At 65.7% G+C, this 26,892-nt stretch carries 23 protein-coding genes; 14 read left to right on the top strand and 9 right to left on the bottom strand.

The annotated features are described in order from the left end of the window. Window positions 1–918 (bottom strand): lipase secretion chaperone, encoded by a 918-nt coding sequence (locus GCN78_RS12175; RefSeq protein ID WP_152251949.1) that lies wholly within the window; start codon window positions 916–918, stop codon window positions 1–3. 10 nt (window positions 919–928) lie between these two features. Further along, the gene (locus GCN78_RS12180; protein WP_152251950.1) at window positions 929–1,843 is read right to left on the bottom strand and encodes a lipase family alpha/beta hydrolase; all 915 of its coding nucleotides are present in this window, start codon (window positions 1,841–1,843) and stop codon (window positions 929–931) included. Between the two features lie 361 nt (window positions 1,844–2,204). Between GCN78_RS12180 and GCN78_RS12185 the strand changes: the two genes are divergently transcribed. After that, complete coding sequence (locus GCN78_RS12185; protein ID WP_226939594.1) at window positions 2,205–2,858, top strand: TetR/AcrR family transcriptional regulator; 654 nt, start codon at window positions 2,205–2,207, stop codon at window positions 2,856–2,858. 100 nt (window positions 2,859–2,958) lie between these two features. Here GCN78_RS12185 and GCN78_RS12190 read toward each other — a convergent pair whose 3' ends face one another. Beyond that, window positions 2,959–5,283, bottom strand: coding sequence for a penicillin-binding protein 1A (locus tag GCN78_RS12190; RefSeq protein WP_226939595.1), 2,325 nt, complete (start codon window positions 5,281–5,283; stop codon window positions 2,959–2,961). 199 nt (window positions 5,284–5,482) lie between these two features. On the opposite strand from GCN78_RS12190, the gene GCN78_RS12195 reads away from it, so the two are divergent. Continuing rightward, window positions 5,483–7,750, top strand: a complete 2,268-nt coding sequence (locus GCN78_RS12195) for an OPT family oligopeptide transporter (protein WP_152251952.1) — start codon at window positions 5,483–5,485, stop codon at window positions 7,748–7,750. A gap of 50 nt (window positions 7,751–7,800) precedes the next feature. Here the strand turns inward: GCN78_RS12195 and GCN78_RS12200 are convergent, their stop codons facing one another. Further along, window positions 7,801–8,730, bottom strand: coding sequence for an AAC(3) family N-acetyltransferase (locus GCN78_RS12200; protein ID WP_152251953.1), 930 nt, complete (start codon window positions 8,728–8,730; stop codon window positions 7,801–7,803). Continuing rightward, a complete protein-coding gene (locus tag GCN78_RS12205; RefSeq protein WP_152251954.1) occupies window positions 8,723–9,928 on the bottom strand; it encodes a hypothetical protein in 1,206 nt (401 codons plus the stop codon). Before GCN78_RS12205 ends, GCN78_RS12200 begins: the two co-directional genes overlap by 8 nt. A gap of 155 nt (window positions 9,929–10,083) precedes the next feature. Here GCN78_RS12205 and GCN78_RS12210 point away from each other — a divergent pair, with 155 nt between their 5' ends. The 4 genes from GCN78_RS12210 to GCN78_RS12225 all read left to right on the top strand — a co-directional run bounded on the left by GCN78_RS12210 (window position 10,084) and on the right by GCN78_RS12225 (window position 14,622). Then, window positions 10,084–10,311 carry a hypothetical protein gene (locus GCN78_RS12210; protein ID WP_034755374.1) on the top strand — a complete coding sequence of 76 codons (228 nt, stop codon included), beginning with the start codon at window positions 10,084–10,086 and terminating at the stop codon, window positions 10,309–10,311. 205 nt (window positions 10,312–10,516) lie between these two features. Further along, window positions 10,517–11,038: a sigma-70 family RNA polymerase sigma factor gene (locus tag GCN78_RS12215; RefSeq protein ID WP_152251955.1), complete on the top strand. Its 522-nt coding sequence runs from the start codon at window positions 10,517–10,519 to the stop codon at window positions 11,036–11,038. Beyond that, entirely contained in the window at window positions 11,031–12,032 is a 1,002-nt protein-coding gene (locus tag GCN78_RS12220) for a FecR domain-containing protein (protein WP_226939596.1), read from the top strand. The genes GCN78_RS12215 and GCN78_RS12220 overlap by 8 nt, the downstream gene beginning before the upstream one ends. 100 nt (window positions 12,033–12,132) lie before the next feature. Beyond that, entirely contained in the window at window positions 12,133–14,622 is a 2,490-nt protein-coding gene (locus tag GCN78_RS12225; RefSeq protein WP_226939597.1) for a TonB-dependent siderophore receptor, read from the top strand. 9 nt (window positions 14,623–14,631) lie between these two features. Here the strand turns inward: GCN78_RS12225 and GCN78_RS12230 are convergent, their stop codons facing one another. The 4 genes from GCN78_RS12230 to GCN78_RS12245 form a co-directional block, all read right to left on the bottom strand. Continuing rightward, on the bottom strand, window positions 14,632–15,012 hold the full coding sequence (locus GCN78_RS12230) for a hypothetical protein (protein WP_152251957.1): 381 nt from the start codon (window positions 15,010–15,012) through the stop codon (window positions 14,632–14,634). 14 nt (window positions 15,013–15,026) lie between these two features. Continuing rightward, on the bottom strand, window positions 15,027–16,730 hold the full coding sequence (locus GCN78_RS12235) for a hypothetical protein (protein ID WP_152251958.1): 1,704 nt from the start codon (window positions 16,728–16,730) through the stop codon (window positions 15,027–15,029). A gap of 12 nt (window positions 16,731–16,742) precedes the next feature. Beyond that, entirely contained in the window at window positions 16,743–17,408 is a 666-nt protein-coding gene (locus tag GCN78_RS12240) for a UPF0149 family protein (protein WP_152251959.1), read from the bottom strand. A gap of 130 nt (window positions 17,409–17,538) precedes the next feature. Then, the gene (locus GCN78_RS12245; protein WP_152251960.1) at window positions 17,539–19,044 is read right to left on the bottom strand and encodes a peptide MFS transporter; all 1,506 of its coding nucleotides are present in this window, start codon (window positions 19,042–19,044) and stop codon (window positions 17,539–17,541) included. 311 nt (window positions 19,045–19,355) lie between these two features. Between GCN78_RS12245 and ppnN the strand changes: the two genes are divergently transcribed. The 8 genes from ppnN to GCN78_RS12285 all read left to right on the top strand — a co-directional run bounded on the left by ppnN (window position 19,356) and on the right by GCN78_RS12285 (window position 26,890). After that, entirely contained in the window at window positions 19,356–20,726 is a 1,371-nt protein-coding gene (gene ppnN / locus GCN78_RS12250) for a nucleotide 5'-monophosphate nucleosidase PpnN (protein WP_152251961.1), read from the top strand. Window positions 20,727–20,931: 205 nt separating this feature from the next. Continuing rightward, entirely contained in the window at window positions 20,932–21,999 is a 1,068-nt protein-coding gene (locus GCN78_RS12255) for a LacI family DNA-binding transcriptional regulator (protein WP_152251962.1), read from the top strand. A 213-nt stretch (window positions 22,000–22,212) separates the two neighbouring features. After that, window positions 22,213–23,019, top strand: coding sequence for a transporter substrate-binding domain-containing protein (locus GCN78_RS12260; RefSeq protein WP_152251963.1), 807 nt, complete (start codon window positions 22,213–22,215; stop codon window positions 23,017–23,019). A gap of 91 nt (window positions 23,020–23,110) precedes the next feature. Next, window positions 23,111–23,803 carry an amino acid ABC transporter permease gene (locus GCN78_RS12265; protein ID WP_152251964.1) on the top strand — a complete coding sequence of 231 codons (693 nt, stop codon included), beginning with the start codon at window positions 23,111–23,113 and terminating at the stop codon, window positions 23,801–23,803. Window position 23,804: 1 nt separating this feature from the next. After that, entirely contained in the window at window positions 23,805–24,455 is a 651-nt protein-coding gene (locus GCN78_RS12270) for an amino acid ABC transporter permease (protein ID WP_152251965.1), read from the top strand. Continuing rightward, on the top strand, window positions 24,442–25,176 hold the full coding sequence (locus GCN78_RS12275; protein ID WP_152251966.1) for an amino acid ABC transporter ATP-binding protein: 735 nt from the start codon (window positions 24,442–24,444) through the stop codon (window positions 25,174–25,176). The genes GCN78_RS12270 and GCN78_RS12275 overlap by 14 nt, the downstream gene beginning before the upstream one ends. Continuing rightward, entirely contained in the window at window positions 25,173–25,919 is a 747-nt protein-coding gene (locus tag GCN78_RS12280) for a sugar phosphate isomerase/epimerase family protein (RefSeq protein WP_152251967.1), read from the top strand. The genes GCN78_RS12275 and GCN78_RS12280 overlap by 4 nt, the downstream gene beginning before the upstream one ends. Beyond that, complete coding sequence (locus GCN78_RS12285) at window positions 25,916–26,890, top strand: sugar kinase (protein ID WP_319633131.1); 975 nt, start codon at window positions 25,916–25,918, stop codon at window positions 26,888–26,890. Before GCN78_RS12280 ends, GCN78_RS12285 begins: the two co-directional genes overlap by 4 nt. Window positions 26,891–26,892 lie beyond the last annotated feature (2 nt).

A 26,892-nucleotide genomic window follows, 5' to 3' on the forward strand; every position in this document is an offset into this window, starting at 1 on the left:
CTATTCGTAGGCGCCCAGGCGGCGCTGTTCCTCCGGCGTGAAACTGGCGTCGCGCAGCTGCTGCACGGCTGCCGCATCCTGCGCGCCGCCGGGCAGGCTGGCTTTCTGTGCTTGATAGGCGATCACGCGCTGCTGCCACTGCGATTCCTCGCGGTCCAGTTCCGCCAGGCGCGCCGCCGCCGCCGGCGTGAAGGTGCTGGCGCGCAGGCGGTAGACCGCATTCTCGTCGCCGCCCTGGGCGCGCAGCGCCTTCACGGATTCATCCAGCTTGACCACTTGCAGCGGCGCGTCGCGCGCGGCGCGCTGGGCTGGCGACAGCTTCTGGTCCAGCGCGGCCAGTTGCGCCTGGCGCTGCGCTTCATCGAGCGTCGTGTCGGCGAGTATCGCCATGCGCGCCACGGCGTCGTCGTCGTACGCGTCGCTGGCGCCGAACAGGCCCGCGCTTTCCTCGGGCGTAAAATAATTGCCGCGCAGGGAGCGCATGGCTTGCAGGCGCGCGCGCGCCGCCAGGGCCGCATCGGCTTGCGCCGGCAAGGCCTGTTCCGCGCCGACCAGCGCCTGCTTGTAGGCCAGATATGCGCCCAGCAGGCGCTTCGCGTCGCGCGCGGGCACGGGCGTCAGGCGCCGGTCCAGCTCCGCCTCGATCTGGCTGCGGATGGCGGCCAGCGGTTTTTCACCGAGGCCCGCCAGGTAGTAGTCGAAGAGGTGGGCCAGTTCCGCGTCGACCACCAGCTTGTCGCCGGCGGCCACCGTCACGTTGCCGTCGGGCCGCGTGCCTTGCATCGAGCGCACGAACGCGAACAGGTCCGGTTCCGCCTTTTCCGGTGGCGGCGCGGGCGGTTCGCCCGGGCGCAGCACCAGGTACAGGGCCAGGGCTGCCAGGCTGGCGCCGATGATCCATTTCGCGTTCGTGCGCATCGTCGCCTCCTTACAGTCCCAGGCCTTGCAGGCGGTTGGCCTGCTGGCGGAAGACGGTGACGGGGTTCGTCTCGAACAGGTTGACGATGCCGACGAACTGGTTGACTTCATCGAGGTGGTTCATGGCGTAGTCGTCGCGGATCACCTTGCCCAGGTGGCTGGAGCAGCTGCTGACCAGGCCATCGTTCTTGACGCCGCCGAAGGCCAGGCTGATGGCCGCCAGGGCCGGGTCGCCCACGTCGAGCACATTCGTGTACGGCTGCGCGCCGCTCCACGAAAAGTAATACACGCCTTGCACCTGGTAGGCGCCTTCGCCGCAGGCCGAGGTCGGGATACCTTGCGGGTGGCGGCTGTTGAAGGCCAGCGAGCCTGCCGTGGACAGGGACGTGAGCGAGGCGCCCGCGTTTTGCGGCAGGCCCTTGTTGCCCGACAAAATGCCGATCAGGGAGGCGAGCGCGTTGCCCAGCGCGCCGCTGGTGTTGGGAATGGCGCCGCTGAGGATGTCGGCCACCTTCGAACCCTTGTTGACGCCGGCCACGCTGGTGACGGACGCCACCAGATCGGGCCGCACGGAGGCGACATAGCGTGCCGTGGGGCCGCCGTGGCTATGGCCGATCAGATTGACCTTGGCCGCGCCCGTGGCGGCGAGGATTTGCCGCACCTGCGACAGCAGCTGCTCGCCGCGCACTTCCGTGCTGTTGGCGGCCGACACGGTGGTCACATACACTTGCGCGCCGCCGCTGCGCAGGGCGTCGGGGACGCCATAAAAATAGTCGACGGGACCGAGCTTGTCGAAGCCGAACAGGCCGTGCACGAGCACGATCGGGTACTTCGTTTGCGTGTAGCCGGCGGCGCTGGCGCTGCCGGGCAGGATGGCGAGGGAAAGTAGCAGGGTCGATAGCAATTGCCAGAAGCGTGTCTTCATTTTGTCTCCGTTATTTGAATAATATGGAAATGTCGATGCTGTAGCGATGATCCGCGCGCTCCTGCACATTCTATCGATGCATTAAAAATAGCGAGCGCTCGGTTTTTTGAATGTAGCACCGCTGGATTGAAATTGCATTTGAATTACATGATGCAGCGCAATAACTGTGGGAATTTGGCGTTGCTGTTGCGCCTATTGCAAAGTTGGAAAGTCACAGTTGTTTTCCTGAGCTATAATCGGGCCGCATCAGCCGTTCCGCCGTCTTGCCATGCCGTGTCCCGGCATGGCATGGATATCGTTCCTACACCGTTATTTGGGAATGCACTTGTCGACCCATTTTAATTTTGAACAGTTTCAGCAGATGACGCCTTTAAATGGCGAAAACATCTGGGAATATATTCTTGACCGCCACGCGGAGCGCATTGGCGTCAAGCGCCGCAAGCCGGCGCTGGAAAATCTTGAACGCATCTTCGTCGCCACCTTCCGCCTGGCCAATGACGTGGGCTTCCGCGCCATGAGCTTGCGCGACCTGTGCCGCGAGACGGGGCTGTCGATGGGCGGCCTGTATGGCTACATCACCAGCAAGGACCAACTGGCCGAAATGATCGAGGACGTGGTGCGCCACGCCACGCAAGCCTTGCCGCTGCTGTTTGCCGACGTGAAGTCGCCGCTGGACCGCCTGGAGGCGATGATACGCTCGTCGATCTACCTGTCCGAAGTGCTGCAGCCGTGGTTTTATTTCGTCTTCATGGATTCGCGCGTGCTGCAGGTGGAGCAGCGCAGCATGGCGAAGAATTCGGAACTGTATGTGCAGACCCTGATCGCCGCCACCATCGGCGAAATCGAACCGAAGCCGCAGGGCGATCCGACCCTGCTGGCCGCGCACTGCCTGGCCCTGTTCCAGGACTGGTACGTGAAGCGCTGGAAGTACCGCGCGGCGAAGGTCAATGTCGACGATTTCGCCGATAGCGTCGTCGGTACGGTGCGCGGGTATTTGAGTATGAGCGGTGTTTAGTCCAGACTCTCAACCCCAGAGCAAGATCCGGGGTCGGACGGGGACGCCGAGTCCCTCAGGGTCCGACCCCGGCCCTTCGGTTGGGGCCTGATTTTTTAAGCTAGTTCGTCTCCACCGGCACCGTCTCCGGCAGCGCCGCCGGATCCGTCGGCGTCTCTGCATCCATGTCCAGCGTTTTCACGCCATTCATGTCGATGAATTCATCGTACAGCCACTCGCCGTCGACCTGGCTCAGGCCCGCCGGCACGGCGCGCGTGATCTGCGGGCGCGTGGAGAGCGCGGTGCGCATGTAGTCGATCCAGATCGGCATGGCCAGGGACGAACCGAATTCGCGTCCGCCCAAGGACTTGGGCTCGTCATAGCCCATCCATGCCACGGCCACGATGCCGCCGCCGTAGCCGGCGAACCAGCCGTCGACGGCGTCGCTGGTGGTACCCGTCTTGCCGGCGATGTCGCTGCGTCCCAGTTTTTTCGTCGCCGCCGCGCCCGTGCCCGTGCGCGTGACTTCGCGCAGCATGCTGTCCATCACGAAGGCGTTGCGCGGGTCCAGCGCCAGGGTCTTGTCGTCGTTTGGCGCGGGCGGCTTGGTCTGCATCAGCACCGTGCCCCTGGCGTCGACGATGCGGTCGATCAGATACGGTTCCACCTGGTGGCCGCCATTGGCGAACAGGGCGTAGGCGCCCGCCATCTGTACGGGCGTGACGGAACCCGTGCCCAGCGCCATGGTCAGATTGCTGGGCTGGCGGGCCGGGTCGAAGCCGAATTTTTCCAGGAAGTCGTGCGTGTACGACACCCCCAGCGCACGCAGGATGCGCACCGAGGCCACGTTCTTCGACTGCGCCAGCGCGTAGCGCATGGTGATCGGACCGTCGAACTTGAAGTCGTCATTCTGCGGCGCCCACACCTTGCCGCCCGCCTGCATTTCCAGGGGCACGTCGTTGATCAGAGTGGCCGGCGAAAAGCCTTTTTCCAGCGCCGCCGAATACACGAAGGGCTTCATGGCCGAACCGGGCTGGCGCCAGGCCTGCGTGACGTGGTTGAACTTTTGCAGGTTGTAGTCGAAGCCGCCCACCATGGCATGGTAGGCGCCCGTTTCCGCGTCCAGCGAAACGAAGGCGGCGGCCACCAGCGGCACTTGCGTGATGGCCCAGTTGCCCTTGGCATCCTGGCTGATGCGGATCACGGCGCCCGGGCGCAGCTTGATGCCGGCGCTCGCCTTGGCGGACAGGGCGGGGGCGGCAAAACGCAAGCCTTCGCCCGTGATGGCCTTGGCGTCGCCGTCGCCGATGTCGGCCAGCACCTTGCCGCTGGCCACTTGGGTGACGACGGCGGCGATCAGGCCGTCGCTGTCCGGGCGTTTTTGCAGCGCAGCATCGATGGCGTCGTCGCGCTGCTCGGCCTCAAGCGGCATGTCGATGAAGGTTTCCGGGCCGCGGTAGCCGTGGCGCTGGTCGTAGGCGATGACGTTGCGGCGCGTCGAGGCATAGGCCGCATCCTGGTCCGCCTTCAAAATCGTCGTGTAGACGCTGATGCCCTTGGTGTAGCTGTCTTCCTTGTATTGGGCATACACGGCCTGGCGCGCCAGTTCGGCCACGTATTCGGCGTGCGTATCAAAACCCTGCTTGCCGCGGCTGTTGATATGCAGCGGCTGCGCCAGCGCCTGGCGGTACTGGCCTTCGCTGATGTAATCGAGTTCGCGCATGCGTTTCAAGACCAGCTGCTGGCGCGCGTGCGCCTTTTTCGGATTGCTGATCGGGTTGTGGCGCGAGGGGTTTTGCGGCAGGCCCGCCAGCATGGCCATTTCCGCGATCGACAGCGCATTCAGCGGCTTGCCGAAGTAGGTCTGCGCCGCGCTGCCGAAGCCGAACGAACGCTGGCCCAGGTACATCTGGTTCATGTACAGCTCGAGAATCTGCTCTTTCGACAGGGCCGCTTCGATCTTCAGGGCCAGCATGATTTCATTGAGCTTGCGCGAAGCGACCTTTTCGCGCGTCAGGAAGAAGTTGCGCGCCACCTGCATGGTGATGGTGGAGCCGCCGCCGTGGCCGAAGCCGTGGCGCAGGTTCGACAGCACGGCGCCGCCGGCGCGCACGAAGTCGATGCCGTGGTGTTCGTAGAAGCGGCCATCCTCGATGGCCAGCAAGGCTTTTTTCATCATTTCCGGCACTTGCGCGATCGGCACGAAGTCGCGGTGCTCTTCGCCGAATTCGCCGATCAGCACATTGTCGGCCGTGTACACGCGCAGCGGGATCTTCGGCTGGTAGTCCGTGATGACGTCCAGGTCGGGCAGGCGGGGGCGCACGTACAGGAACAGGTAGGCGGCCAGCAGCACGGCGGCGGCCAGCGCGGCGCAGCCGGCGATGATGAAGCCGCGCACGGTGGCGCGGCGGGAAGGCCAGGGGAATCCGGATCGTTTGGCAGTCAAGGCAGTCTCACGTGAGCGTGCGGGGCACGGTGGCAGCGATTATAGACCAATGCGCCAGCGCCTCCCGTGCGGGCGGGGCGCCGGGACGGGGAGCAAAAAACCTTTTCATCGAAACGCGGCTGTGCGATAGTCTCGGCTTCAAGAAAATAGCCCGGGCGTCGATCCGGGCTGTTTATTTTTAAAAATTAAGGAAATATCCATGGCAAAAGATGCAACACCGAGCGTCGTGAAGCCCTACATCCCGGCCGATGCGAAGCTGCCCGAGATGACCTTCCGCGCCCTGTTCATGGGCGTCATCCTGGGGATGGTCTTTGGCGCCTCCTCGCTGTATCTGGTGCTGAAAGTGGGCCTGACCGTCAGCGCCTCGATCCCCGTCGCCGTGATCGCCATCACCCTGTTCGGCCTGGCCAAGAAGGTGGGCGGCAAGGATTCGTCGATCCTGGAAAACAGCATCACGCAAACGGCCGGCTCGGCCGGCGAATCGCTGGCCTTCGGCCTGGGCGTGACCATGCCGGCCATCCTGATCCTCGGCTTCGACCTGGAAATCTCCAGGGTCATGCTGGTCGGTGTCCTCGGCGGCCTGCTGGGCATCCTGATGATGATCCCCATGCGCCGCACCATGATCGTCGACCAGCACAAGGAACTCAAATTCCCCGAAGGCACGGCGTGCGCCGAAGTGCTGAAGGCGGCCGCCACGGAAGAATCGCGCATCGCCGCCGGCGAAAGCATCGAGAAGGATTCGGCCGCCGCGCTGGACGCCAAGCGCCGCGCGAAGATCATCTTCGGCGGTTTCGCCGTCGGCTTGCTGTACAAGGTGTTCAATATCTCGTTCAAGGGCTGGAAGGACACGCCGGGCGTGGAATTCGCCGCGCCGCTCAAGGGCGGCTCCATCGGCGCCGAAATCTCGCCTGAGTTGCTGGGCGTCGGCTACATCATCGGCCCGCGCATCGCCGCCACCATGGCGGCCGGCGGCGTCTTGTCGTACCTGCTCCTGATCCCGATGATCAAGTTCTTCGGCGACAGCCTGACCACCGTGCTCTCGCCGGGCACCAAGTTGATCAGCGAAATGGGCGCCGACGACGTGCGCAGCGCCTACGTGCTGTACATCGGCGCGGGCGCCGTGGCCGCCGGCGGCCTGATTTCGCTGGTGCGCGCCATGCCCATGATCTGGCGCAGCCTGTCAGCCGGCCTGAAAGGCATCGGCAAGGGCGTCAAGACCGATTCCACCCTGCGCACGGACCAGGACATCCCCCTGAAATGGGTCGTCATCGGCTGCCTGTCCATCATCGCCGTGATCACCTTCGCCACGCCGCTGCACATGAATTTCCTCGGCGCGCTGCTGATCCTCGTCTTCGGCTTCCTGTTCGCCACCGTGTCGTCGCGCCTGACGGGCGAAATCGGCTCCTCGTCGAACCCGATCTCCGGCATGGCCGTGGCCACCTTGCTGTTTACCTGCCTGATCTTCCTGATCATGGGCTGGACGGGCGGGCGTTACTATGTGACGGCCCTGTCGGTGGGCGCCATCGTCTGCATCGCCGCCAGCAATGCGGGCACCACGTCGCAAGACTTGAAGACCGGCTACCTGGTGGGCGCCACGCCGCGCCTGCAGCAGTACGCGATCCTGGCGGGCGCGCTGTCGTCGGCGCTGATCCTCGGTCCGATTCTGCTGAAGCTGAACGAGGCGAGCACCGTCTACGTGCCGGCCGCGCAAGTGGCGCCTGGCCTGACGGTCGACGCATCGAAGCTGACGGTGACGGGCGAGCTGCATGGCCCGCAAGCCGAGACGGACCACACCACGTATAAAGTCTGGCAAAAGACCGATACCGTGGGCGGCCCGGTCGGCAAGTATTTCGTCAAGGAAGATGGCCAGCTCGCTTACCTGGTCGACCCGGGCATCAATGGCCATTACAGCAAGCGCCCGGACGGCTCGGAAGTGAAGAAATACGACGCGCCGAAGGCCGTGCTGATGTCCTACATCATCAAGGGCATCCTCGACCAGCAGCTACCGTGGACCCTGGTGCTGTTTGGCGTGATGATCGCCGTGGTGCTGGAGATGGCCGGTATCCCGTCGCTGGCGTTTTCGGTCGGCGTGTACCTGCCGCTGTCGTCGACCCTGCCGATCTTCGTCGGCGGCCTGGTGCGCTGGCTGGCGGACCGCCGCAACAACAAGCTGGAACACAACGCCAAGCTCAATGAAGAAGAGCGCCAGCTGGCGGGCGACCGCAGTTCGGGCGTGCTGCTGGCGTCCGGCTACATCGCCGGCGGCGCGCTGGCCGGCATCATCATCGCCATCACGGCCGGCGTGCTGACGCACTTCGACCAGATGATGGCCGACTGGGCCGAGCACGGCAATCCGTTCTACGCGGGCCTGCACTCGGATGCGCTGTCGCTGCTGCCGTATGCCGTCATCATCGTGCTGCTGTATGTCGTCGCCAGAGAGAAAAAGACGAACAGCCCGCAGGCTTGATGTTTTAAGCACGCCAATGAAAACCGCCCGGATCGCACCGGGCGGTTTTTTTATGCTTGCCCGATGGGCCGCGCCGCCAGTTGCGCCGCGCTCGCGTAGATCGTCACGTTGTTGGACGCCAGCTGGCGCAGGTGGTCATAAAACCCCTGCGCCGGAATCCACCACGCCGCCGCATCGCCCACCTGGCCGTTGACGCGCAGGCCGGCGGCGTCGAATTCCCGGTGAAAGTAGTCGCGCAGGTCGCCGCGACCGGGATGGTCGATGCGGCGCCGTGCGACGGCCTGGTCGAAAGGGCGCACGGGCACCTCCCAGCGCCGGCCAGCGTGGTCGCGGCAAGCCAGCAGCGCTGTTCTATCTTCCCACACGGGCACGGGAAAGGCGTCGCCCATGGCGTCTTCCAGCGCGTGATAGAACGTCACCGGCCCCATGGAAATGCCCAGCCCCAGCACCTTCGCCTGCTCGCAGCCGATGAAGCGCTGCCAGGGCGAGCCCATGCCGAAGATCGAGGGCGCGCGGTGGTGCGCTTCGGTGAGGTCGGCGGCATGGCGGCCCCACGCGCAGACGGAGTGCGTCGGATGAAGGCTGCGCCGGACACCGGCGCTGGCGAGGAGCGCTTCCGGCAGCCGGCCCATGTGCGTGCCATGGCGGCGCGGGTCGAACACATAGTCCGGCATGGCGCAGGCGGCGCGCAGCGTGCCGCCGGGCAGGTAGTAGGCGGGCAGCAGCAGGGTGCCTTGCGGGCCGACCGCGTCCTGCAGGGCGGCTATCACGGCCAGCGCGCCGCCTTCCACGTAGCCCAGGCTTTTCAGTGAAGAATGCACGAACAGCGTATCTCCCGGCGCGATGCCCAGCCGCGCAAGATCGGCGGCCAAGCCGGCGCGCGTCACGTGGGGCGCGTTGTGGCGCACGTGCCGGGCGCCGGCGGCGCGGCGCCACGCTCCCAGCGCGGCCCTGGCGGCGCGCCTGGCCTGTTCAAGCATCGCCGGCTTCCCGATCCAGGTCCAGCTCCAGCAGGTTGGCGTCGATGCAGAATTTGGCGGCCCAGTTCAGGTAAGCCCAGGCGCCGTAGTCGCCATCGACGGGAAACGAGCCCTTGACGCCGCCGCGTGCGTGCGCGGGGCCGTCGATGCTGACCGCGCGCCGCACGTAGCGGTTCAGGCGGCGCCCCGCGTCGAGGTAGTGCCGCTCGCCCGTGAGCCGGTACAGCAGGAAAAGACAATGCGCGTTCTGCGCGGAACCCGTGAGGCAGGCGTAGTTCGCTCCCGGCTGGAAGTCGGGGCCAAGACGGCCGGCCAGGTAGCCGTCGGCCGCCACGGCCCTGGCGACGCTCGTTCCCGTGCGGGCGGCGGCGTCCAGCAAGTCGGCGCGCGCCGAAAAGCGCTGCGCTTCGAGCAGGCCGCGCAAGACGTAGCCGATGGTATGGGTCAGGGGCAGCAGCGGATTGTCCAGGCAGTTCGAATCGAACCAGCCGTTGGGGCGCTGTTTGCTCAATGCCCAGTCGACCTGGCGCAGGCCGGCCGCGCCATAGCCGTGGCCCGGCGCGATGCGGTCCGCTTCGAACAGGCCCCATGCCACGTGCGTTTCGTAGGCCTTGTCGCCCGCGCCGGCGAACGGCGTTGGATGCCGGCGCCAGCAGCCGTCGGCATCCTGGCTGTCGCGCAGCCAGCTTGCCGCGCGATGCATGGCATCCTGGTATGCCGCGCCGTACACGTGCACGCCGGCGGCCAGGCCAAGCAGGATCTGGCCCGTGTTGAAGGTGACGGGCACGCGCGGCGTCGAATCGATCTTCCCGCCCTGGAAACCGCCTTCCGCGAACTGGATGGCCACGCACCAATCGAGCATGCGGCGCGCGCGCCCGTGCAGCGCCTCATCCCCGCCTTCATCGCCCGCGCGCTGCGCCAGCGCGATGAGGGTGGGGATGATGTAGCCGGTGGTCTCCGGGTAGGAACTCGACCACCCTGTTAGCAGACTGTAGTCGCGCGCGACGCCGCCGTCGTTTGAGCTGGAATGGTCCTGCGCCGCGCATAGCCAGGCCGTGCAGGCCTTGACGACGGCTTGCGCGCCCGGGTCAATCGCGGGCAGGCCGCGCCGGTCCGACAGCCGCTCCATGCGCGCCGCCGCCGGCAGGCCCGCCTGCGGCGCCAGGGTGTTTCTGATTTTCGTGAACAAGGTGAGCATGGCAGTATGGGCAGCAATCGCGCGGTGGTTGGCTTTGGCCACTGTAGCGCTGGCCGCTGGCAGGCCTGTTGACTTGCCGCAAGGATCATCCGCCGCGTCGCTGCCGCCGGAATTGACGCATAATGGACGCTACACCACCGTCGACGAGGCCCGCCATGAACAATGTCACGCTTGAGTATTCGGTCGTCACCAATCCCGACTCCTTTGTCGGCTTCAAGTATTACGTCAAGGCGGGGCAGGCATTCGATGCCGACGATTTCGCCTATTCCTACAAGCTGAAACGCTCCGACCTGGACCCGGACAGCGTGCTTGCCACGCGCGAGGCGGCGGCGAATTTGCAGCCGGGCGAGTGGCTGACGGTGTCGCATTCGATTGCGGCGTAGCGCGCTTCCTCCCGGCGGATTTTGGCGGCCCGCCAGGTGGGGGATATCGGCGCTGCGGATCGCAACACCGGCATCGGCAGTGGCTTCGGAAGCCAGTGCCATGCCAGCGCTATCGCCAGCACTGATCTTGCCGAGTTGCCCACTTCTGCCTATAATTGAGAATAATTCTCATTAAGTTTGCGCTGCCCGCCAGACTCGCCGCTCCATGTCCGCCGACCCCGTCTCCCTGCATGACTTCGATGACATCGCCATGCTGTATCGCCAGCACCACGGCTGGTTGCGCGGCTGGCTGCAGCGCAAGGTGGGCAACGCCTTCGACGCGGCCGACCTGGCGCAGGCCACCTTCCTGCGCGTGCTCGCACCGCAGGGCATGCGGGGCGTGCAGGAGCCGCGCGCCTATCTGACGACGATCGCCCGCAACCTGCTGATCAACCATGTACGTCGGCGCGCCATCGAGCAGGCCTACCTCGATGCCCTTGCCCTGATGCCGGAACCGGTGGCGCCGCCTCCCGAGGTGCGTCTGATGTTCCTCGAACGACTGGTGGAGCTGGACCGGCGCCTGGCCGCGCTGCCCGCGCAGGCGCGGCAAGCCTTCCTGCTGGTGCAGCTCGACGGCATGGGGCAGCAGGAGGTCGCGGCCGAGCTGGGAATCTCCTTGTCCACCGTCAAGCGCCATCTGGCCAGGGCGGCCCTGCGCTGCTTTTTCCCGGAGCAGCACGATGGATGAAGAGATGCTGATTCCTCTGGGCGGCGCGGCCGCTGCCGCACGCGTGGCGCCCGCCGTGGCGCGACGGGCAGTGCAGTGGTGGCTGGCGCTGCAGGGCGGCGACGCCACTGCCGCACAATTGAATGCGTGGCGGCGCTGGCGCGCCGAGGACGCCGACCATGAACGTGCCTGGCAGCGTATCGAGGCGGTCAGCGGCCAGCTGGCCGGCATTCCGCCGCCGCTGGCCAGCGCCGCCCTGGCCGCGCCGGCAGGCGCACAGCGGCGCCGCGCCGTGCGCGTGCTGACGGCGCTGGTGGTGGCGGGCGGCAGCGCCGCCATGCTGCGCCAGACACCGGCGTGGCAGTCGTGGAACGCCGATGCCAGCACGGCCACGGGCGAGCGGCGCACGGTGCGCCTGCCGGACGGTGGCACGCTGGTGCTCAATACCGATAGCGCCATCCAACTGCGCTATGACGCCAAAGCGCGCGCGGTGCACCTGCTGCGTGGCGAGGTGCTGCTGCAGACGGCGCCCGATGCGCAGCGGCGGCCCTTCCTCGTGCACACCGTCGACGGCACGGCGCGGGCGCTGGGCACGCGGTTTATCGTGCGCCAGCACGACGGCTACCTGCAGGTCGGTGTGCTGGAAGGCGCCGTCGAGCTGCAGCCTGTGGCGGCCCAGGCCCAGTCACGCATACTGCAGGCGGGCGAGGAGGGCAGTTTTACGCGCGACGGCGTAGGTGGGGCGCATGCGCTCGATGCCGGCGCGGGCGCCTGGGCCGACGGCATGCTGGTCGCCGCGCACCTGCGCCTGGACGATTTCCTGCTGGAGTTGTCGCGCCACCGGCGTGGCCACCTGGGATGCGATCCGGCGCTCGCGCATCTGCTGGTGTCGGGCGCCTATCCGCTGGCCGATACCGACAGGGTGCTGCTGGCGTTGGTGGAAGCCTTGCCCGTCGAGCTGCATTACCTGACCCGCTACTGGGTCACCTTGCGGCCGCGCGCGGCGAAAAAATAAACTGAAAATACATGGACTGTTTTTGCACGCTGCCTTGTCAAGGGAAGTGAGGGCGCAGGTGTTGGCCCGTTCCACCCATCCCATGATACGAAGGCATGCCATGATCAACCGCAGTACATTCCTCCCATCCACGCGCTTGCTGGCCATGACGCCGCTGGCCCGCCTGGTGCACGCCCTGTGCCTGGGTGCCTTGGCCGGCCTGGCCGGCGCGCCGGCGCAGGCGCAAACAGTCGCGCAGGCCGAGGCGCTGCGCCATTACGCCATCCCGGCCGGGCCGCTGGAAGCGACATTGAACCGGCTGGGGCGTGAAGCGGGTTTGCTGATCGCCTTTGGCTCGGCCACGACGGCAGGGCTGCGCAGCGGTGGCGTCAGCGGCAGCTACACGGTGGAGGAAGCGCTGGCGCGGGCACTGGCCGGCACCGGGCTCGATGCCGTGCGCACGGCCGGTGGCGGTTATGCGTTGCGCACCGCCATCGCGTCTGCTGCTGGCGCGGCGGCGGACGGCGTGCAGACGATGGCGCCAGTGACCATCAGCGCGCAGGTGGAAGAGGAAAACCCGTGGGGCAAGCTCAGCGGCTATGTGGCGCGGCGGGGCAGCACGGCCACCAAGACCGATGCATCCTTGCTGGAAGTGCCGCAATCGGTGTCCGTCATCACGCGCGACCGGATGGATGACCAGGGTGTGCGCACCCTGAACGACGCCATCCAGTACACGGCCGGCTTGCGCAGCAACACGGCAGGCGCCAATCCCGCCGACGACAGCCTGTCGGTGCGCGGCTTCAGCCAGTTCTCTGGCGCGTTCTACCTCGACGGCATGCGCCTGATGCCGATGGGGACGCTGGGCTTTTTCGGCGTGGAGCCGTATGGCGCCGAGCGCGTGGAAGTGCTGAAGGGCCCTTCGTCCGTGCTGTACGGCCAGACAGCGCCGGGCGGCATCGTCAATTTCGTCGCCAAGCGCCCCGCGGCGGACCAGCTGAACCAGGTCGAACTGTCGCTCGGCAGTTACGCGCGCAAGCAGCTGGCCCTCGACGTGGGCGGCACGCTGGCGGACGACGGCAGCCTGCAGTACCGGCTGGTGGGACTGGCCCGCAAGGCGGACCAGCAGATCGATTACATGCAGGACGACCGTTACTATCTGGCGCCCAGCCTGACGTGGGCGCCGAGCGCCCGCACCAGCATCACTTTATTGGGCTTTTTCCAGCAGAATCGCGCCATGCAATCGTCGAACGTGCAGTGGGAGGCCTTGAACGGCAGCAATCCCAACGGCCGCCTGCCGCTGACGCGCTTCCTGGGCGAGCCCGGCTTCGACCACGAGGAAACGCGCGTCGCGTCGGCCGGCTACGCGGCGCGTCATACCTTCGACAGCGGATGGACGATCCGGCAGAACTTCCGCTACCTGCACGCGGATAACCATGAACAGTATATGTTTCGTTATGGCAATTTGATCGACCATGCGGTCACCAACCGCGAAATCGACACGCGCGACGGCAAGGGCGGCGTGTACTCGCTCGACACCAGTGTGACGGGCCAGGTGGCGACGGGCGCGCTGCGCCATGAGGTCGTTGCCGGCATCGATTACAGCCGCAGCAGTACGTCGTTCAGCTCGTACATCGCCGATGGGCCGCAGATCGATATCCACCGCCCCGTTTACGGCGGCGCGCTGGATCTGGCGGCGCTGGCGCCGGATGCCCTGCGCCGCGAGCATAACCGGCAGCTGGGCGCGTACCTGCAAGACCGCATGCAGTACCGTCAATGGGTTTTCACCGTGGGCGGGCGCCAGGACTGGACGCGCCAGGAACAGCGCAATCTGCTGGTATCGCCGTCGGCCACGACCTTGCGCAAGCCCAGTGCATTCACGGGCCGCGCCGGCATCACTTACCTGGCGGCGAACGGCCTGGCGCCTTACGCCAGTTACAGCGAATCGTTCTCGCCCGTCTCCGGCGCCGACCGCCTTGAGCGTCCGTTCGAGCCGGAAACGGCCCGGCAAGTGGAAGTCGGCGTGAAATACGCGCCTGGCGCGCATCTGTCAGTGACCGCCGCCGCATTCGAACTGCACCGCCAGAACGTGCTGACGACGGACCCGGACGACCCGAATTTCTCCATCCAGCAGGGCGAGGTACGCTCGCGCGGCGTCGAACTGGAAGTGGCGGCGCAGCCAAGCAGCCAGCTGAAACTGCTGGCATCCCTCACCTACAATCCCCTGAAGGTGACGAAGGCAAATCCGGACATGTGGGGCACGAACGTGCAGGGCAAATCGCCGTATGAAGTGCCCCGGCAGATGGCTTCCGCGTGGGCCGACTACGCCTTCGCGGGCGGCTTGCGCGGCCTGTCGGCCGGCGCCGGCGTGCGCCACGTGGGCGCCAGCTGGGGGGATGCGGAGAATACCTTCCAGGTGCCGGCGTTCACCTTGGCCGACCTGTCGCTGCGTTATGACCTGGGGCAGGCGCGCAGCGCGTGGCGTGGCCTGAGCGTGAGCATGACGGTGAAGAACGTGTTCGACAAATACCATGTCGCCTCGTGTTTCTCGGCGCGGGCCTGCAATTACGGCGAGCAGCGCAATGTCGGCGTGCGCGTGGCCTACCTCTGGTAGCGCGCAGCACTACGCAGGCGCAAACCAGGCGCGCAGTTCATCCTCGGCCCTCTGCGCCGTTGCCAGCGTCAAGGTCAGCACGATGATTTTTTCCCGCGCCGGGATGTGCCCATCGCCGTCGGCCAGCTCGATGGCTTGCTCGAAGCTCGTGTAGTCGTGGCCGAATTCATGCGGGCATTGCTGCACGATGCGCGCTGCCTTGCCGGCGTCGCGGTCGGCCAGGTTGACGATCGGATTGCCGTCATAAAATGGCTGGCCGTTGGCAAACGCCGTGCGCAGATACGGCCCGCAGTGGCCGTCGAGGAAGGCCAGGCGCGCCTGCCAGTACGCTTGCAGCGCCGCATACGTGGCGTGGTCGGCGAGAAAATCGGCAAACAGGAAGTCATTCATTTTGTTTTCCTCGGCTAGATGCCGAACACTTTCAGGATCGCGTCCGTGCACCCCTCGAACCAGCTGCCCACCTTGCCCGGCTGCTTGCCGTGGCGCGGGGTTTCTTCGTACAGGTAGACGCCGTTGTCGCCGTCGAAGCGGTCGTTGAGCAGCGCCTGCTGGCCGCGCAGGTAGGGGATGAAGGTTTCGCTGCGCATCGTCGAGTACAGCACGTCGGTGGTAAAACCCAGGGTGGCGGACTGGCTGATGGAGCGCCCCTGGCCGGCCCGCTCCAGGCGCACGCCGCGGCAGCCGCGCACGATCAGAGTGATTGGGCCGCGAAAGACGATGAAGCGCAGCTGCAAGGTGAGCCAGGCATGCAGGCTGCCCAGGCGCCAGTGGCTCGATATGGCCAGCGGCTCATTCGAGTCGCAGACCAGGCCCACGAGTCCCCGCGGCTGGAAGACCAATGCGCTGCCGGCGGGCAGGTGGACGACGGCCACTTCCAGCAGCGGGTCGTCGCTGGCGGATATCGTCACGCACGCTTCCTCGTCGCTGTGCAGACGGGTCAGCGCCACCATGCCGGCGGCCAGGCTGGTGAACGGAAAGCGCCAGTCCAGCAGCCACTGCGTGCGTTTATGCGTGCTGACGGGCGACGATTGCAGGTATTCGGGGTGGATCAGCATGTGCTGGCCTGGCTGCAGCAACAAGCCCTGCGAGACGGCGGAGATGCGCGACTCGCCCTGCGGCGGCAGGGGCAGGGAGCTGCCCGCGAGGTGCAGTTCGCGCGCGATCGACAGCGGCGGCAGACGCGCGGCGACGGGCGCCAGCACGAAGTAAAAGAAGGCCTTGATGGCGACGGGCAGCAGGATGGCCGACAGCACCAGCAAGGCCGCCGTGGGCGCCACATCCATGACGGGCGCGCGCCAGCGGGCGATCCAGTTGCGCGCCAGCTGGCTCTCTCCGGCCGCAATCGCCTTTTGTACGGGCGCCAGCGCACCGGCCAGCGCCGCGCCATCGATGGCGAATGGGGCGGGATGGGCGGCATGCGCGGCATCGCCGGTACGGGCGCGCTGCGCCGCCCAGGCCTGGTAGGCTTGCAGGTTGATGTCGCGCAGGCGCTGGCCCTCGGCTTCGAGCCGCGACAGCTGCGCGTAAGCGTCGCTGCCGGGCAAGCGCGCCGCCAGCGGGTGCCGCGCTTCCAGTTCCTGGCGCTGGCGCACATTTTCTTGCAGCGCCGCGTAAGCCTGGACGTGCTGCGCATGCAGGCGCGCGAGCGTGTGCCGCGCATCTTCGCCTTTGACCGCCGCTTGCAGGGCGGTCAGATAACGGGCTTCCTGCGCCAGCACTTCGATTTCCACGCGGCGCACCGCTTCGTCCTGCGCATGCAGGGCCAGGGTGTGCGTGTCGGGCAGGGGAAGGGTAAACAGCGACGCTTGCCGCCGCGCGCGCAAGGCGCTCAATTGCGCCTGCACCTGCGCCAGGCGCGCGGCGATGGCTGCCTGGGAGGCGTGCTGCAGGGCGTTGACCCTCGCCGTGGCTGCGGCGGCCAGGCCGGCGCCATGATGATCGGCGCCGTCGGCGGCCAGCCTGAGCGCGGCGACGGCCTCGCTGCCGGCGCTGTAGGCGCGCCATTCGGCCAGCAGCAGGCGGCCGGCCAGCAGGATGGCGATGAACAGCGCGAACTGCAGCGCGTGGCGCAGCAGGAAGCGCAGGATGGCCGTCAGCAGCTGGCGCAAGGAGGTGCTGCCTTAGTTCGCCGCGCTATCGGCATCGGCACAGCATTTCTTGTACTTCTTGCCGCTGCCGCAGTGGCATGGGTCGTTGCGGCCCGTCTTCGGCAGCTCGCGCAGCACGGTGGCGCCGGGCTGGCTTTGTTTCAGGTGGCGCTGGCGCGCCCACGCGGCGTTGATGGCGATCACGGACGGAATCACGCCATCCATGGCCGTTTCGGCCGCATCGTCATCGAGTTCGCCGGCCGTGGCCAGGTGCTGGAACGGCGCCAGGTATTGCGGGTGGCTGACGGCCAGGGCCGCCCACTGGGGCTTGTCCAGGCTCGTGCCAAGGATGAACCCGGCGCACCAGGCGGGCACGCTCCATTCGGGGCCGCACACATAGATGGGCTCGAAGCTGTCCGGGTCTTTCGCCAGCCATTCGACCATGTAGGCGTGGTGGCGCTGCGCCAGGCTGGCCGCTCGGTCCTGTGCCGGCAAGGCGCTGCCGGCCGCCTTGTCCCACACCCAGGGCAGCCATTGCTCAGCCGCGATCTGTTTCGGGCTCAGGGCGACGGCCGTGAGAAAACCTTCCAGCATCGACACGTCCATGGCGCGGCCGGCCAGGGCGGGCGCGGCCAGCAGGGTGTCGAGTTCGGCGTATTCGTCGTCGGAGAGGGGCGTGGTGGTGGAGATGCTGGACATGGGATTTTTCAGTAATGTGGGTGGATGGCCGCTGGCCCTGGCCGTATTGTACCGTCCGGCTAGGGGAAAACGGCTGCTGGAATGAAAAACGGCGGCCCGCAGGCCGCCGTTCGGAGTCACGAGAAGACGCTTACTTCACGCCGTGCATCAGTTTGTTGATCAGCGGTGCGATCAGGAACAGCACGACGCCGGCGCCCAGCAGGGACCAGAAGCCGAAGGTGTAGCCGGACAGGGCCGACTGCACCGACATGCCGCTTTCGCCGCTGACGTGGCTGGCGAAGATGCCCGACAGGTTGTTGCCGATACCGGTCGACAGGAACCAGCCGCCCATGCCCAGGCCGACCAGGCGCACCGGCGCCAGCTTGGTGACCATCGACAGGCCGATAGGTGACAGGCACAGCTCGCCGATCGATTGCAGCACGTACACGGTGGTCAGAGTCCAGAACGGGATCTTGTTGTCGGCGCCAACCAGGCTCGACAGAGCGAAGATCAGCAGGCCGAAGGCCAGCGCGTTGCCCAGCAAGCCCAGGCCGAATTTGCGCGGGATCGATGGATTGACGTTGTGGCGCGCCAGGAAGACCCAGACGGCGGCGATGATCGGCGCGAAGACGATGATGGCGACCGAATTGACGGTCTGGAAGTAGGCGGTCGGGAAGATCCAGAAGCCCAGGTCGCGGTTGACGATCTTGTCGGCCAGGAAGGTAAACGAGCTGCCAGCCTGTTCGAAGAACATCCAGAACAGGATGTTGAAGACGAAGATCAGCAGCATGGCGATGACGCGGTCGCGCGCAATTTTACCATTGCGTATGCCTTCGATCATCAGCATCACGGCCAGGCCGACGAACAGCACGGTCAGGACGATTTGCAGCTTTTCAGCGCCGACGGTCAGCAGGAAGTACATCAGCGGGATCACGCACAGGGAGCCGACGGCCACCCAGACGACGCGCATCGGGTTGCCGGAACCGGCTTCCGGTGCGCCGATGCCCTTCAGGGCGCGGCGGCCGATGAAGAACCATACCAGGCTGATCAGCATGCCGAAGCCGGAAGCCATGAAGACCATCTTGTACGAAGGCATGGCGCTGGTGCCGAAGATCGACTCGGCCAGCCACTGGGTGAACACGGGGGCAACCATGGCGCCCATGTTGATGCCCATGTAGAAGATCGTGAAACCGCTGTCGCGGCGCGGATCGGCCGTCGTGTACAGCTTGCCGACCATGGTCGAGATGTTCGGCTTGAACATGCCGTTACCGACGATCATGGTGGCCAGGCCCAGGTTGAAGATGTCCTGGTTCGGTACCGAGATGCAGAACAGGCCGGCGGCCATGAATATGGCGCCCAGCAAGATCGAGCGCTGGTAACCGATGACCCGGTCGGCGATGTAGCCGCCGAACAGGGCGCCGGCGTACACCAGCGCGAGGAAGGAACCGTAGGTAAGGTTGGCCGCTGCCTGTCCCGAACCGTCGCCGCCGTGGAACTGGGCAACGATGTACAGTACCAGCGCCCAGCGAACTCCGTAGAACGCGAAGCGTTCCCAGAATTCAGTCATGAACAACATCCACAATGGGCTCGGATGGCCCATAATCTGCTTGAACTCGGGAATAACGGCTTCCTTGTTGGGCGTAGTCGCACCGCTCATGCGGTTCCTCCTGAAAAATTATTATAGTCAATCGATACAACGAACTTATGGAAGCCTGCGGGCGGCGGGGACTCTCATGAAGAACCTCACGCACGGGATTTCCAATAGGCTGGCATTCTAATCTACAAATTGCGCTGAGCGAAGATTTCGATTCGCATTAGCAAGAATGACTGTTTCATATTGGTCAAACCGGTTTGTACGCAAGGGCGGCCCCGCTGATTTGGTGGCGGCACAGCACAACATGCCTGACTTGTCGTATATTAAGGCTGCAAGACCTTCGAGCATCGATTTTTAAAGGGATTTTTCGCATTATGGAACACGACGTTATCGATACTCTGGTTTCTCCGGAAGGCCGCCTGGACGTGCTCTCCAAGACTGAAGTCAACAAACTGCTCGACACCAGCCAGGGCGGCCTGTACAACACTTTCCGCCGCTGCGCGCTGGCGGTCCTCAATTGCGGCAGCACCATCGACGATGGCCGCGCCCTGCTGGAGCGCTACCAATCGTTTGAAATCTCCATCATCCAGCGCGAGCGCGGCATCAAGCTCGACATCAAGGGCGCGCCGGCCATCGCCTTTGTCGACGGCAAGATGATCAAGGGCATCCACGAGCATTTGTTTGCCGTGCTGCGCGACATCATCTTCGTCAGCGATGAAGTCACGGGCAACCCGAAATTCGATTTGCAGAGCACGGAAGGCGTGACGGACGCCGTCTTCCACATCCTGCGCAACGCCAACGTGCTGCAAACCCAGCTCAATCCGAACCTGGTCGTGTGCTGGGGCGGCCACTCGATCAACCGCGCCGAATACAATTATTCGAAGGAAGTGGGCTACCAGCTGGGCTTGCGCGGCCTAGACATCTGCACCGGCTGCGGCCCCGGCGCCATGAAGGGCCCCATGAAGGGCGCCACCATCGGCCACGCCAAGCAGCGCCTGCACAATGGCCGCTATCTGGGCATCACGGAGCCGGGCATCATCGCGGCCGAGTCGCCTAACCCCATCGTCAATGACCTCGTCATCATGCCGGACATCGAAAAACGCCTGGAAGCGTTCGTGCGCGCGGGCCACGGCATCGTCGTGTTCCCCGGCGGCGCCGGCACGGCCGAAGAGATTCTGTACATTCTCGGTATTTTGTTGCACCCGGACAATGCCGAGATCCCGTTCCCGCTGATCTTCACGGGTCCGGAAACGTCGCGCGAGTACTTCGTGCAGATCAACCAGTTCATCAGCGACACGCTGGGCCCGGAAGCGCAGCAGCGCTACAAGATCATCATCGACGACCCGGAACTGGTGGCGCGCGAGATGCTCGAAGGCATACGCCAGGTGCGCGAATTCCGCAAGGCGCACAGCGACGCGTATTACTTCAATTGGCTGCTGAAGATCGACCACGAGTTCCAGAAACCGTTCCAGCCCACGCATGAAAACATGCGCAACCTGAGCCTGCACAAGAACCAGCCCACGCACTTGCTGGCGGCCCAGCTGCGCCGCGCGTTTTCCGGTGTGGTGGCGGGCAACGTCAAGGATGACGGCATCCGCTCGATCGAAGAGCACGGCAACTTCGAGATCCACGGTGACAAATCCATCGCCGGTCCGATGGATGCGCTGCTGGCCTCGTTCGTGGCGCAGCACCGCATGAAGCTGGCGGGCACGGCTTACGTGCCTTGCTATACTGTGATTCAGTAAGCCGTTTTTCAAGCAGCGCCGCCGGTCCCCCGGATTTGCCGGGGGCGGGCGGCGTTTTTTCATCCGCGTTCCCATCCATGCACCCATCGTGTTCCTTCGCCGCCACAAGCAATCAAATCGCTTGCGTCATCGATTTGCGGGTGCTATCTTTGGAACCGGTTCCAAAATAAAAAACATGCATATCAGCAGGTAGTGGAGAGCAACCTTGGATTCAGTACGCGGCAATAAAAAAACAGTCTCCGGCGAGACGGCACGGCCCGTGACCATCGCCCAGGTGGCCCGCGAGGCGGGCGTGTCGAAGACGAGCGTGTCGCGCTTTCTCGGCGGTGAACTGGACGCTTTGTCCGAGACCATCCGCCAGCAGATCGAAAGCACCATCGCGCGCCTCGGCTACCAGCCGAACCAGATGGCGCGCGGCCTCAAGCGCGGCCGCACGCGCCTGATCGGCATGGTCGTGGCCGACATGCTCAATCCCTACACGGTGGCCGTGCTGCAAGGCGTGGAGGCGGCTTGCCAGCAGCATGGCTATACCTTGATTCTGTGTAATACCGGCAATGACGAGCAGCGCGAACGGCAGTCGCTGGCCGCGCTGCGCTCGTACAGCGTGGAAGGGCTGATCGTCAATACCCAGGGGCGCAATATCGAGTCGTCCGACTTGCAGCAGGCGGACATGCCCATCGTGCTGGTCGACCGCCGCATCGAGGGCGTCGATTTCGACCTGGTGGGCCTGGACAATGTGCAGGCGGGCCGGCTCGCCACGGCGCATCTGATCGAACAGGGTTTCGACGCCATCGCCTTCGTCGCGCCGCCCTTGACGGGCGTCAGTTCGCGGCTGATGCGCGCCGACGGTTTCCAGTCCGTGATGGCCGAGCATCCCGGCTGCGTGGGCGAAGTGCTGGCGGTGGACCTGGACGACCGGCCTTCCATCGACGCGCAGGTGCGGCAATGTCTGGCGCAGTGGCGCGGCCGCCGCGTGGCGCTGCTAGCGTCGAACGGCATGGTGGCGCTGGAACTGGCGCTGATGCTGCAGCGTCTTGATCTGCGCATGCCGCAGGACGTGGGCTTGCTGGGCTTTGACGAATTGCCATGGTCGCCGCTGGCGGGCCTGAGCACGATCGAGCAGCAGACGTACGAGATCGGTTTTTCGGCGATGACGTGCATGCTGTCGCGCCTGCAGGGCGAGCAATGCCCGCCGCGCGAGGTGCTGTTGCCGGGCAAGCTGATCGTGCGCCATTCCACCCAGCGGAACGCAGCACGCAAGAACGGCGATTGACGGGGAAGAGGGCATTGCCCTTTTTTTTGGGCAACCTATGGAACCGGTTTCATGGAATCTCATCACACTGGAAAGGGGCGTGAATAGTCAGGCAGGGCAATGGTTGGCATGCAGTTGGAGTGATACGGCAAGAGACGAAATCAATCGTCCATTTGACACTATTCCCGGAAGTGCCTCGACGAGGCCGGTACCGGGATCACAGGAGACGGAAACATGAAGATGACGACACTGTTCTATTCGAAGATACTGGCTTGCGCACTGGCAGCCACGTGCGCCCTGGGCGCGGCGGCCGACGCCGGCGCCCAGACGCTTGGCGACTTGATCAAGAAAGGCAAGCTGACCATTGGCGTGGTCAGCGGCACGCCGCCGTTCGGCAGCATCGACGCCAAGGGCGCACCCGTCGGCTATGACGTCGACGTCGCCAACCTGATCGGCAAATATCTGAACCTGCCCGTGGAAGTGGTGCCGCTGACGGCGCCGTCGCGCGTGCCGTCGCTGGAATCGGGCAAGGTCGATTTCCTCGTGGCGACACTGGCGCCCACGCCGGAACGGGCCAAGACCCTGATGTTCACCATGCCCTACAGCGCCTTCGAGCTGGCCATCGTCGCGCCGGTCGGCGGCAAGTTCAAGGCCCTGGCCGACCTGAAGGGCAAGAAGGTGGGCGTGACGCGCGGCACCACGAATGACACGGCGCTGAGCCGCATGGCCCCGGCCGGCACCAGCATCGTGCGCTTCGAGGATGACGCCACCGTCACCCAGGCCTTGCTCAGCAAGCAGGTCGACGCCGTCTCGATCCCCAGCACGATGGCGCTCGACATCATCAAGACGCGCGGCGCGGGCAAGATCGAGGTCCGCTTCGCCTACTCGCTGCAGCCCAATTCGATGGCCGTGCGCCGCGGCGACTTCGAGCTGCACCAGTGGCTCAACAACTTCATCTACTACGTCAAGCTGAACGGCGAACTCGACGCCATCGCGCGCAAATGGAGCGGCGCGCCGCTGCCGGCGCTGCCGACCTTCTGATACCGCAACCCGCACAGGGAGAGTGCTTGTCCGCACGGCGCGCCACCATGGTGGCGCGGCCGGGGATGCGCACGTAGACAAGGAGTTGAGTATGCCGTATGAATTTCATTTCGAACTCGTCATGCAATCGCTGGACCGCCTGCTGTGGGGTGCGGCGCTGACGATACGCCTGAGCGCCATGTCTATGGTGCTGGGGCTGGCGGTGGGCGTGTGCGCCGCCGTCATCCTGAAGAACGGTCCCGGCTATGCCCGCGCGGTGGTGCGCGCGTATGTCGAGATCATCCGCAGCACGCCGTTCCTGGTGCAGCTGTTCATCATCTACTTCGGCTTGCCGTCGCTGGGCCTGCAGCTCGACGCCAACGGCGCCGCGCTCGTCGCCATGACGGTCAACCTGGGCGCCTACGCGGCGGAAATCGTACGCGCAGGCATCGGCGCCGTGCATCCGTCGCAGCTGGAAGCGGCGCAGGCGCTGGGCATGACGCGCTGGCAGGTGATGCGCCACGTGGTGCTGCTGCCGGCGCTGGAAAAGGTCTATCCGGCGCTGGCCAGCCAGTTCACCTTGATGATGCTCGCCTCGAGCGTCGTGTCGGCCATTTCCGCCGAAGAGCTGACCGCCGCCGCCCACCTGCTCGACGCGGAAACCTTCCGCAGCTTCGAGATCTACATCGTCGTGATGGTGCTGTACATCCTGCTGGCCCTGCTGTTCCGCTTCGGCTTCTGGGTGCTGGGCCAGATCGTCTTCAAACGCCGCCGCCGTCTGGGCGCGGTGCGCATGGGAGCATGACATGATCAGTGACTTTTCCTGGGATAACCTGCAATTCCTGCTCGAGGCCACGCGCTGGACCATCGGCTTGTCGCTGATCGTCTTCATCACGGGCGGCATCGCCGGCTTCGCGGTGGCGCTGCTGCGCACGGCGCGCAGCCCGTTCCTGCGTTTCGCCAGCGCCCTGTACATCCAGCTGGTCCAGGGCACGCCCGTGCTGATCGTGCTGTTCCTCACCTATTACGGGCTGGCCCTGTTCGGCTACAAGCTGTCGCCGATCATCGCGGCCGGCGCGGCCATGACGATCTTTGCCAGCGCCTACCTGGGCGAGATCTGGCGCGGCTGCATCGAAGGCGTGCAGCGGCAGCAGTGGGAAGCGTCCGCCGCGCTGGCGCTGAACCGCTACCAGCAGCTGCGCTACGTGATCCTGCCGCAGGCGCTGCGCCATTCGCTGCCGTCGACGGTGGGCTTCATGGTGCAGATCATCAAGAACACCTCGATCACCTCGATCATCGGCGTGGTGGAACTGACGCGCGCAGGGCAACTGGTCAGCAACGCGACCTTCCTGCCTTTCATCGTCTTCCCCGTCGTCGCCCTGATCTACTTCGCGCTGTGCTATCCGCTGTCGCGCTACAGCCATTCACTGGAAAGGAAATTCCATGCCCATCGTTGAAATCGACCATATCAGCAAGAGCTTCGGCGCCAACCATGTGCTCAAGGGCGTGTCGTTCGCCGTCGAGCGGGGCCAGGTGATCGCCGTGATCGGCCGCAGCGGCTCGGGCAAGAGCACCATGCTGCGCTGTATCAATGGCCTGGAAACCATCGACAGCGGCAGCATCGTCGTCGCCGGCCATACGCTCACGGCGCGCCAGGAGCACCTGCTCGACCTGCGCAAGGATGTCGGCATGGTCTTCCAGAGCTACAATCTGTTCCCCCACCTGACCGTGGAAGAAAACGTCATGCTGGCGCCGCGCATCGTCAAGAAGGTACCCGACGCGCAGGGCCGCGCCACGGCGCTGCGCGTGCTCAAGCAGGTGGGCCTGGAGCACAAGCGCGATGCTTATCCCGAGCAGCTGTCGGGCGGTCAGCAGCAGCGCGTGGCGATCGCCCGTTCGCTGGCGATGGAGCCGCAGGTGATGCTGTTCGACGAAGTGACGTCGGCGCTCGACCCGGAGCTGACGCAGGAAGTGCTGAAGGTGATGGAAGAGCTGGCGCAGGCGGGCATGACGATGCTGCTGGTGACGCACGAGATGGAGTTCGCGCGGCGCATGGCCGACGTCACCGTCTTCATGCACCAGGGATTGGTGTGGGAAAGCGGGCCGTCGGAAGCCTTTTTCAGCAATCCGCAAACGCCCGAAGCGCGCCAGTTCGTCGGCGCGGGAGCGATCAAGTGAGCCCCGTCCTGGTGGCCGCGTCGGCCTACGGCGCAAGCAGGGTAAGACAGCTGGGGCAAAGCCATTTCATCGACGTGGTGGCCGATGCGGGCGGCGCCGGCATCGAGATCCGCCGCGAACTGTTCACCTCCGACTTGCCGGACCTGGCGCGCATGGGCGCGGCGGTGGCCGCGCGCGGCCTGTACTCGGTGTATTCCACGCCTATCGAATTGTGGGGCGAGGACGGCGTGCTGCAGCACGCGCTGCTGCGGCAGATGCTGGACGAGGCGGCGCGCCTGGGGGCGCGCTACCTGAAGGTGTCGCTCGGCCATTACCCGGCCGCGCCGGCCTTGCCGGCCTTGCATGCCCTGCTGGCGGCCGCGCCCGTGGCGCTGCTGGTGGAAAACGACCAGACGGCCCATGGCGGCAAGCTGGCGCCCATGGCGCGCTTCCTGGCGGCGGCAGGCCAGGCCGGGCTGCCCGTGGGGCTGACCTTCGACATCGGCAACTGGCGCTGGGTGGGCGAGGACGCGCAGCAGGCGGCGCGCCAGCTGGCGCCGTACGTGCGCTATGTGCATTGCAAGGCCGTCATGGAGGATGCGGGCCGGCTGTCCGCCTGCGCCGTCTCCCCGGCCGATCCGGCCTGGCGCGCCGTCTTCGCGCACTTTGCGCCGGGCGTGCAGCGGGCCATCGAATTCCCGCTCGAGGGCGCCGACCTCGTGGCCGAAACGGGCCGCTACATTCAGATGCTGGAGGCCGCATGATGGAACAAGAATTGAATCAAGGGGCGCACGCGCTCGACGTCGTCACCTATGGCGAGGCGATGGCGATGTTCGTTGCCGAGCAAACGGGCGACCTGGCGGCCGTGGCGCATTTCACGCGCCGCCTGGCCGGCGCCGAGACGAATGTCGCCATCGGCCTGGCGCGCCTGGGCTTGAAGGTCGGCTGGCTGAGCCGGGTGGGCGACGATTCCTTCGGCCGCTTCATCCGCGCCAGCGTGCAGGCCGAAGGCGTCGACTGCAGCCGGGTCGTCACCGTCGCCGGCCAGTCCAGCGCCTTCCTGCTCAAGGAAAAGGCCGAGAACGGCGCCGATCCGCTGGTCGAATACTTCCGCAAGGGGTCCGCCGCCAGTCGGCTGGCGCCCGAGCATTTCGACCCCGCTTATTTCCTGTCCGCGCGTCACATGCACGCCACGGGCGTGGCCGCGGCGCTGTCCGACACCAGCCTGGCGTTCGCCGGCCAGGCGCTCGACTTCATGCGTGGGCATGGCCGCAGCGTGTCGTTCGACCCCAACCTGCGGCCCTCGCTGTGGCCGTCGCAAGCCGTCATGGTCGAACAGATCAACCGCCTCGCCGCCAAGGCCGACTGGGTGCTGCCCGGCCTGGGGGAGGGGAAAATTCTCACCGGCCACGATCTGCCGCACGACGTCGCCGGCTTTTATCTGCGGCAGGGCGCGCGCCTGGTGGTCATCAAGCTGGGCGCCGAAGGGGCGTATTACCGCACGGCCGATGGCGACAGCGGCATGGTGCCGGGCGAGCGCGTGGCCAACGTGGTCGACACGGTGGGCGCCGGCGACGGCTTCGCGGCCGGTCTGGTCAGCGCCTTGCTGGAAGGCTTGCCGCTGGCGCAGGCGGTCAGGCGCGGCAACCGGGTCGGCGCCTTCGCCATCCAGGTGGCCGGCGACATGGAAGGCTTGCCGACCCGCGCCCAGCTCGACGCGCTGGTCCCATCTTGAAC

The sequence above is a fragment of the Janthinobacterium rivuli genome, assembly GCF_009208735.1.
In the GTDB taxonomy this organism is placed as follows: Bacteria; Pseudomonadota; Gammaproteobacteria; order Burkholderiales; family Burkholderiaceae_D; genus Janthinobacterium.

Bases quoted from the DNA above. Each gene is read 5' to 3' on its own strand.
- GCN78_RS12175 (WP_152251949.1), bottom strand. From the start codon at position 918: ATGCGCACGAACGCGAAATGGATCATCGGCGCCAGCCTGGCAGCCCTG.
- GCN78_RS12180 (WP_152251950.1), bottom strand. From the start codon at position 1,843: ATGAAGACACGCTTCTGGCAATTGCTATCGACCCTGCTACTTTCCCTC.
- GCN78_RS12185 (WP_226939594.1), top strand. From the start codon at position 2,205: ATGACGCCTTTAAATGGCGAAAACATCTGGGAATATATTCTTGACCGC.
- GCN78_RS12195 (WP_152251952.1), top strand. From the start codon at position 5,483: ATGGCAAAAGATGCAACACCGAGCGTCGTGAAGCCCTACATCCCGGCC.
- GCN78_RS12200 (WP_152251953.1), bottom strand. From the start codon at position 8,730: ATGCTTGAACAGGCCAGGCGCGCCGCCAGGGCCGCGCTGGGAGCGTGG.
- GCN78_RS12205 (WP_152251954.1), bottom strand. From the start codon at position 9,928: ATGCTCACCTTGTTCACGAAAATCAGAAACACCCTGGCGCCGCAGGCG.
- GCN78_RS12210 (WP_034755374.1), top strand. From the start codon at position 10,084: ATGAACAATGTCACGCTTGAGTATTCGGTCGTCACCAATCCCGACTCC.
- GCN78_RS12215 (WP_152251955.1), top strand. From the start codon at position 10,517: ATGTCCGCCGACCCCGTCTCCCTGCATGACTTCGATGACATCGCCATG.
- GCN78_RS12220 (WP_226939596.1), top strand. From the start codon at position 11,031: ATGGATGAAGAGATGCTGATTCCTCTGGGCGGCGCGGCCGCTGCCGCA.
- GCN78_RS12225 (WP_226939597.1), top strand. From the start codon at position 12,133: ATGATCAACCGCAGTACATTCCTCCCATCCACGCGCTTGCTGGCCATG.
- GCN78_RS12230 (WP_152251957.1), bottom strand. From the start codon at position 15,012: ATGAATGACTTCCTGTTTGCCGATTTTCTCGCCGACCACGCCACGTAT.
- GCN78_RS12240 (WP_152251959.1), bottom strand. From the start codon at position 17,408: ATGTCCAGCATCTCCACCACCACGCCCCTCTCCGACGACGAATACGCC.
- GCN78_RS12245 (WP_152251960.1), bottom strand. From the start codon at position 19,044: ATGAGCGGTGCGACTACGCCCAACAAGGAAGCCGTTATTCCCGAGTTC.
- ppnN (WP_152251961.1), top strand. From the start codon at position 19,356: ATGGAACACGACGTTATCGATACTCTGGTTTCTCCGGAAGGCCGCCTG.
- GCN78_RS12260 (WP_152251963.1), top strand. From the start codon at position 22,213: ATGAAGATGACGACACTGTTCTATTCGAAGATACTGGCTTGCGCACTG.
- GCN78_RS12265 (WP_152251964.1), top strand. From the start codon at position 23,111: ATGCCGTATGAATTTCATTTCGAACTCGTCATGCAATCGCTGGACCGC.
- GCN78_RS12270 (WP_152251965.1), top strand. From the start codon at position 23,805: ATGATCAGTGACTTTTCCTGGGATAACCTGCAATTCCTGCTCGAGGCC.
- GCN78_RS12275 (WP_152251966.1), top strand. From the start codon at position 24,442: ATGCCCATCGTTGAAATCGACCATATCAGCAAGAGCTTCGGCGCCAAC.
- GCN78_RS12285 (WP_319633131.1), top strand. From the start codon at position 25,916: ATGATGGAACAAGAATTGAATCAAGGGGCGCACGCGCTCGACGTCGTC.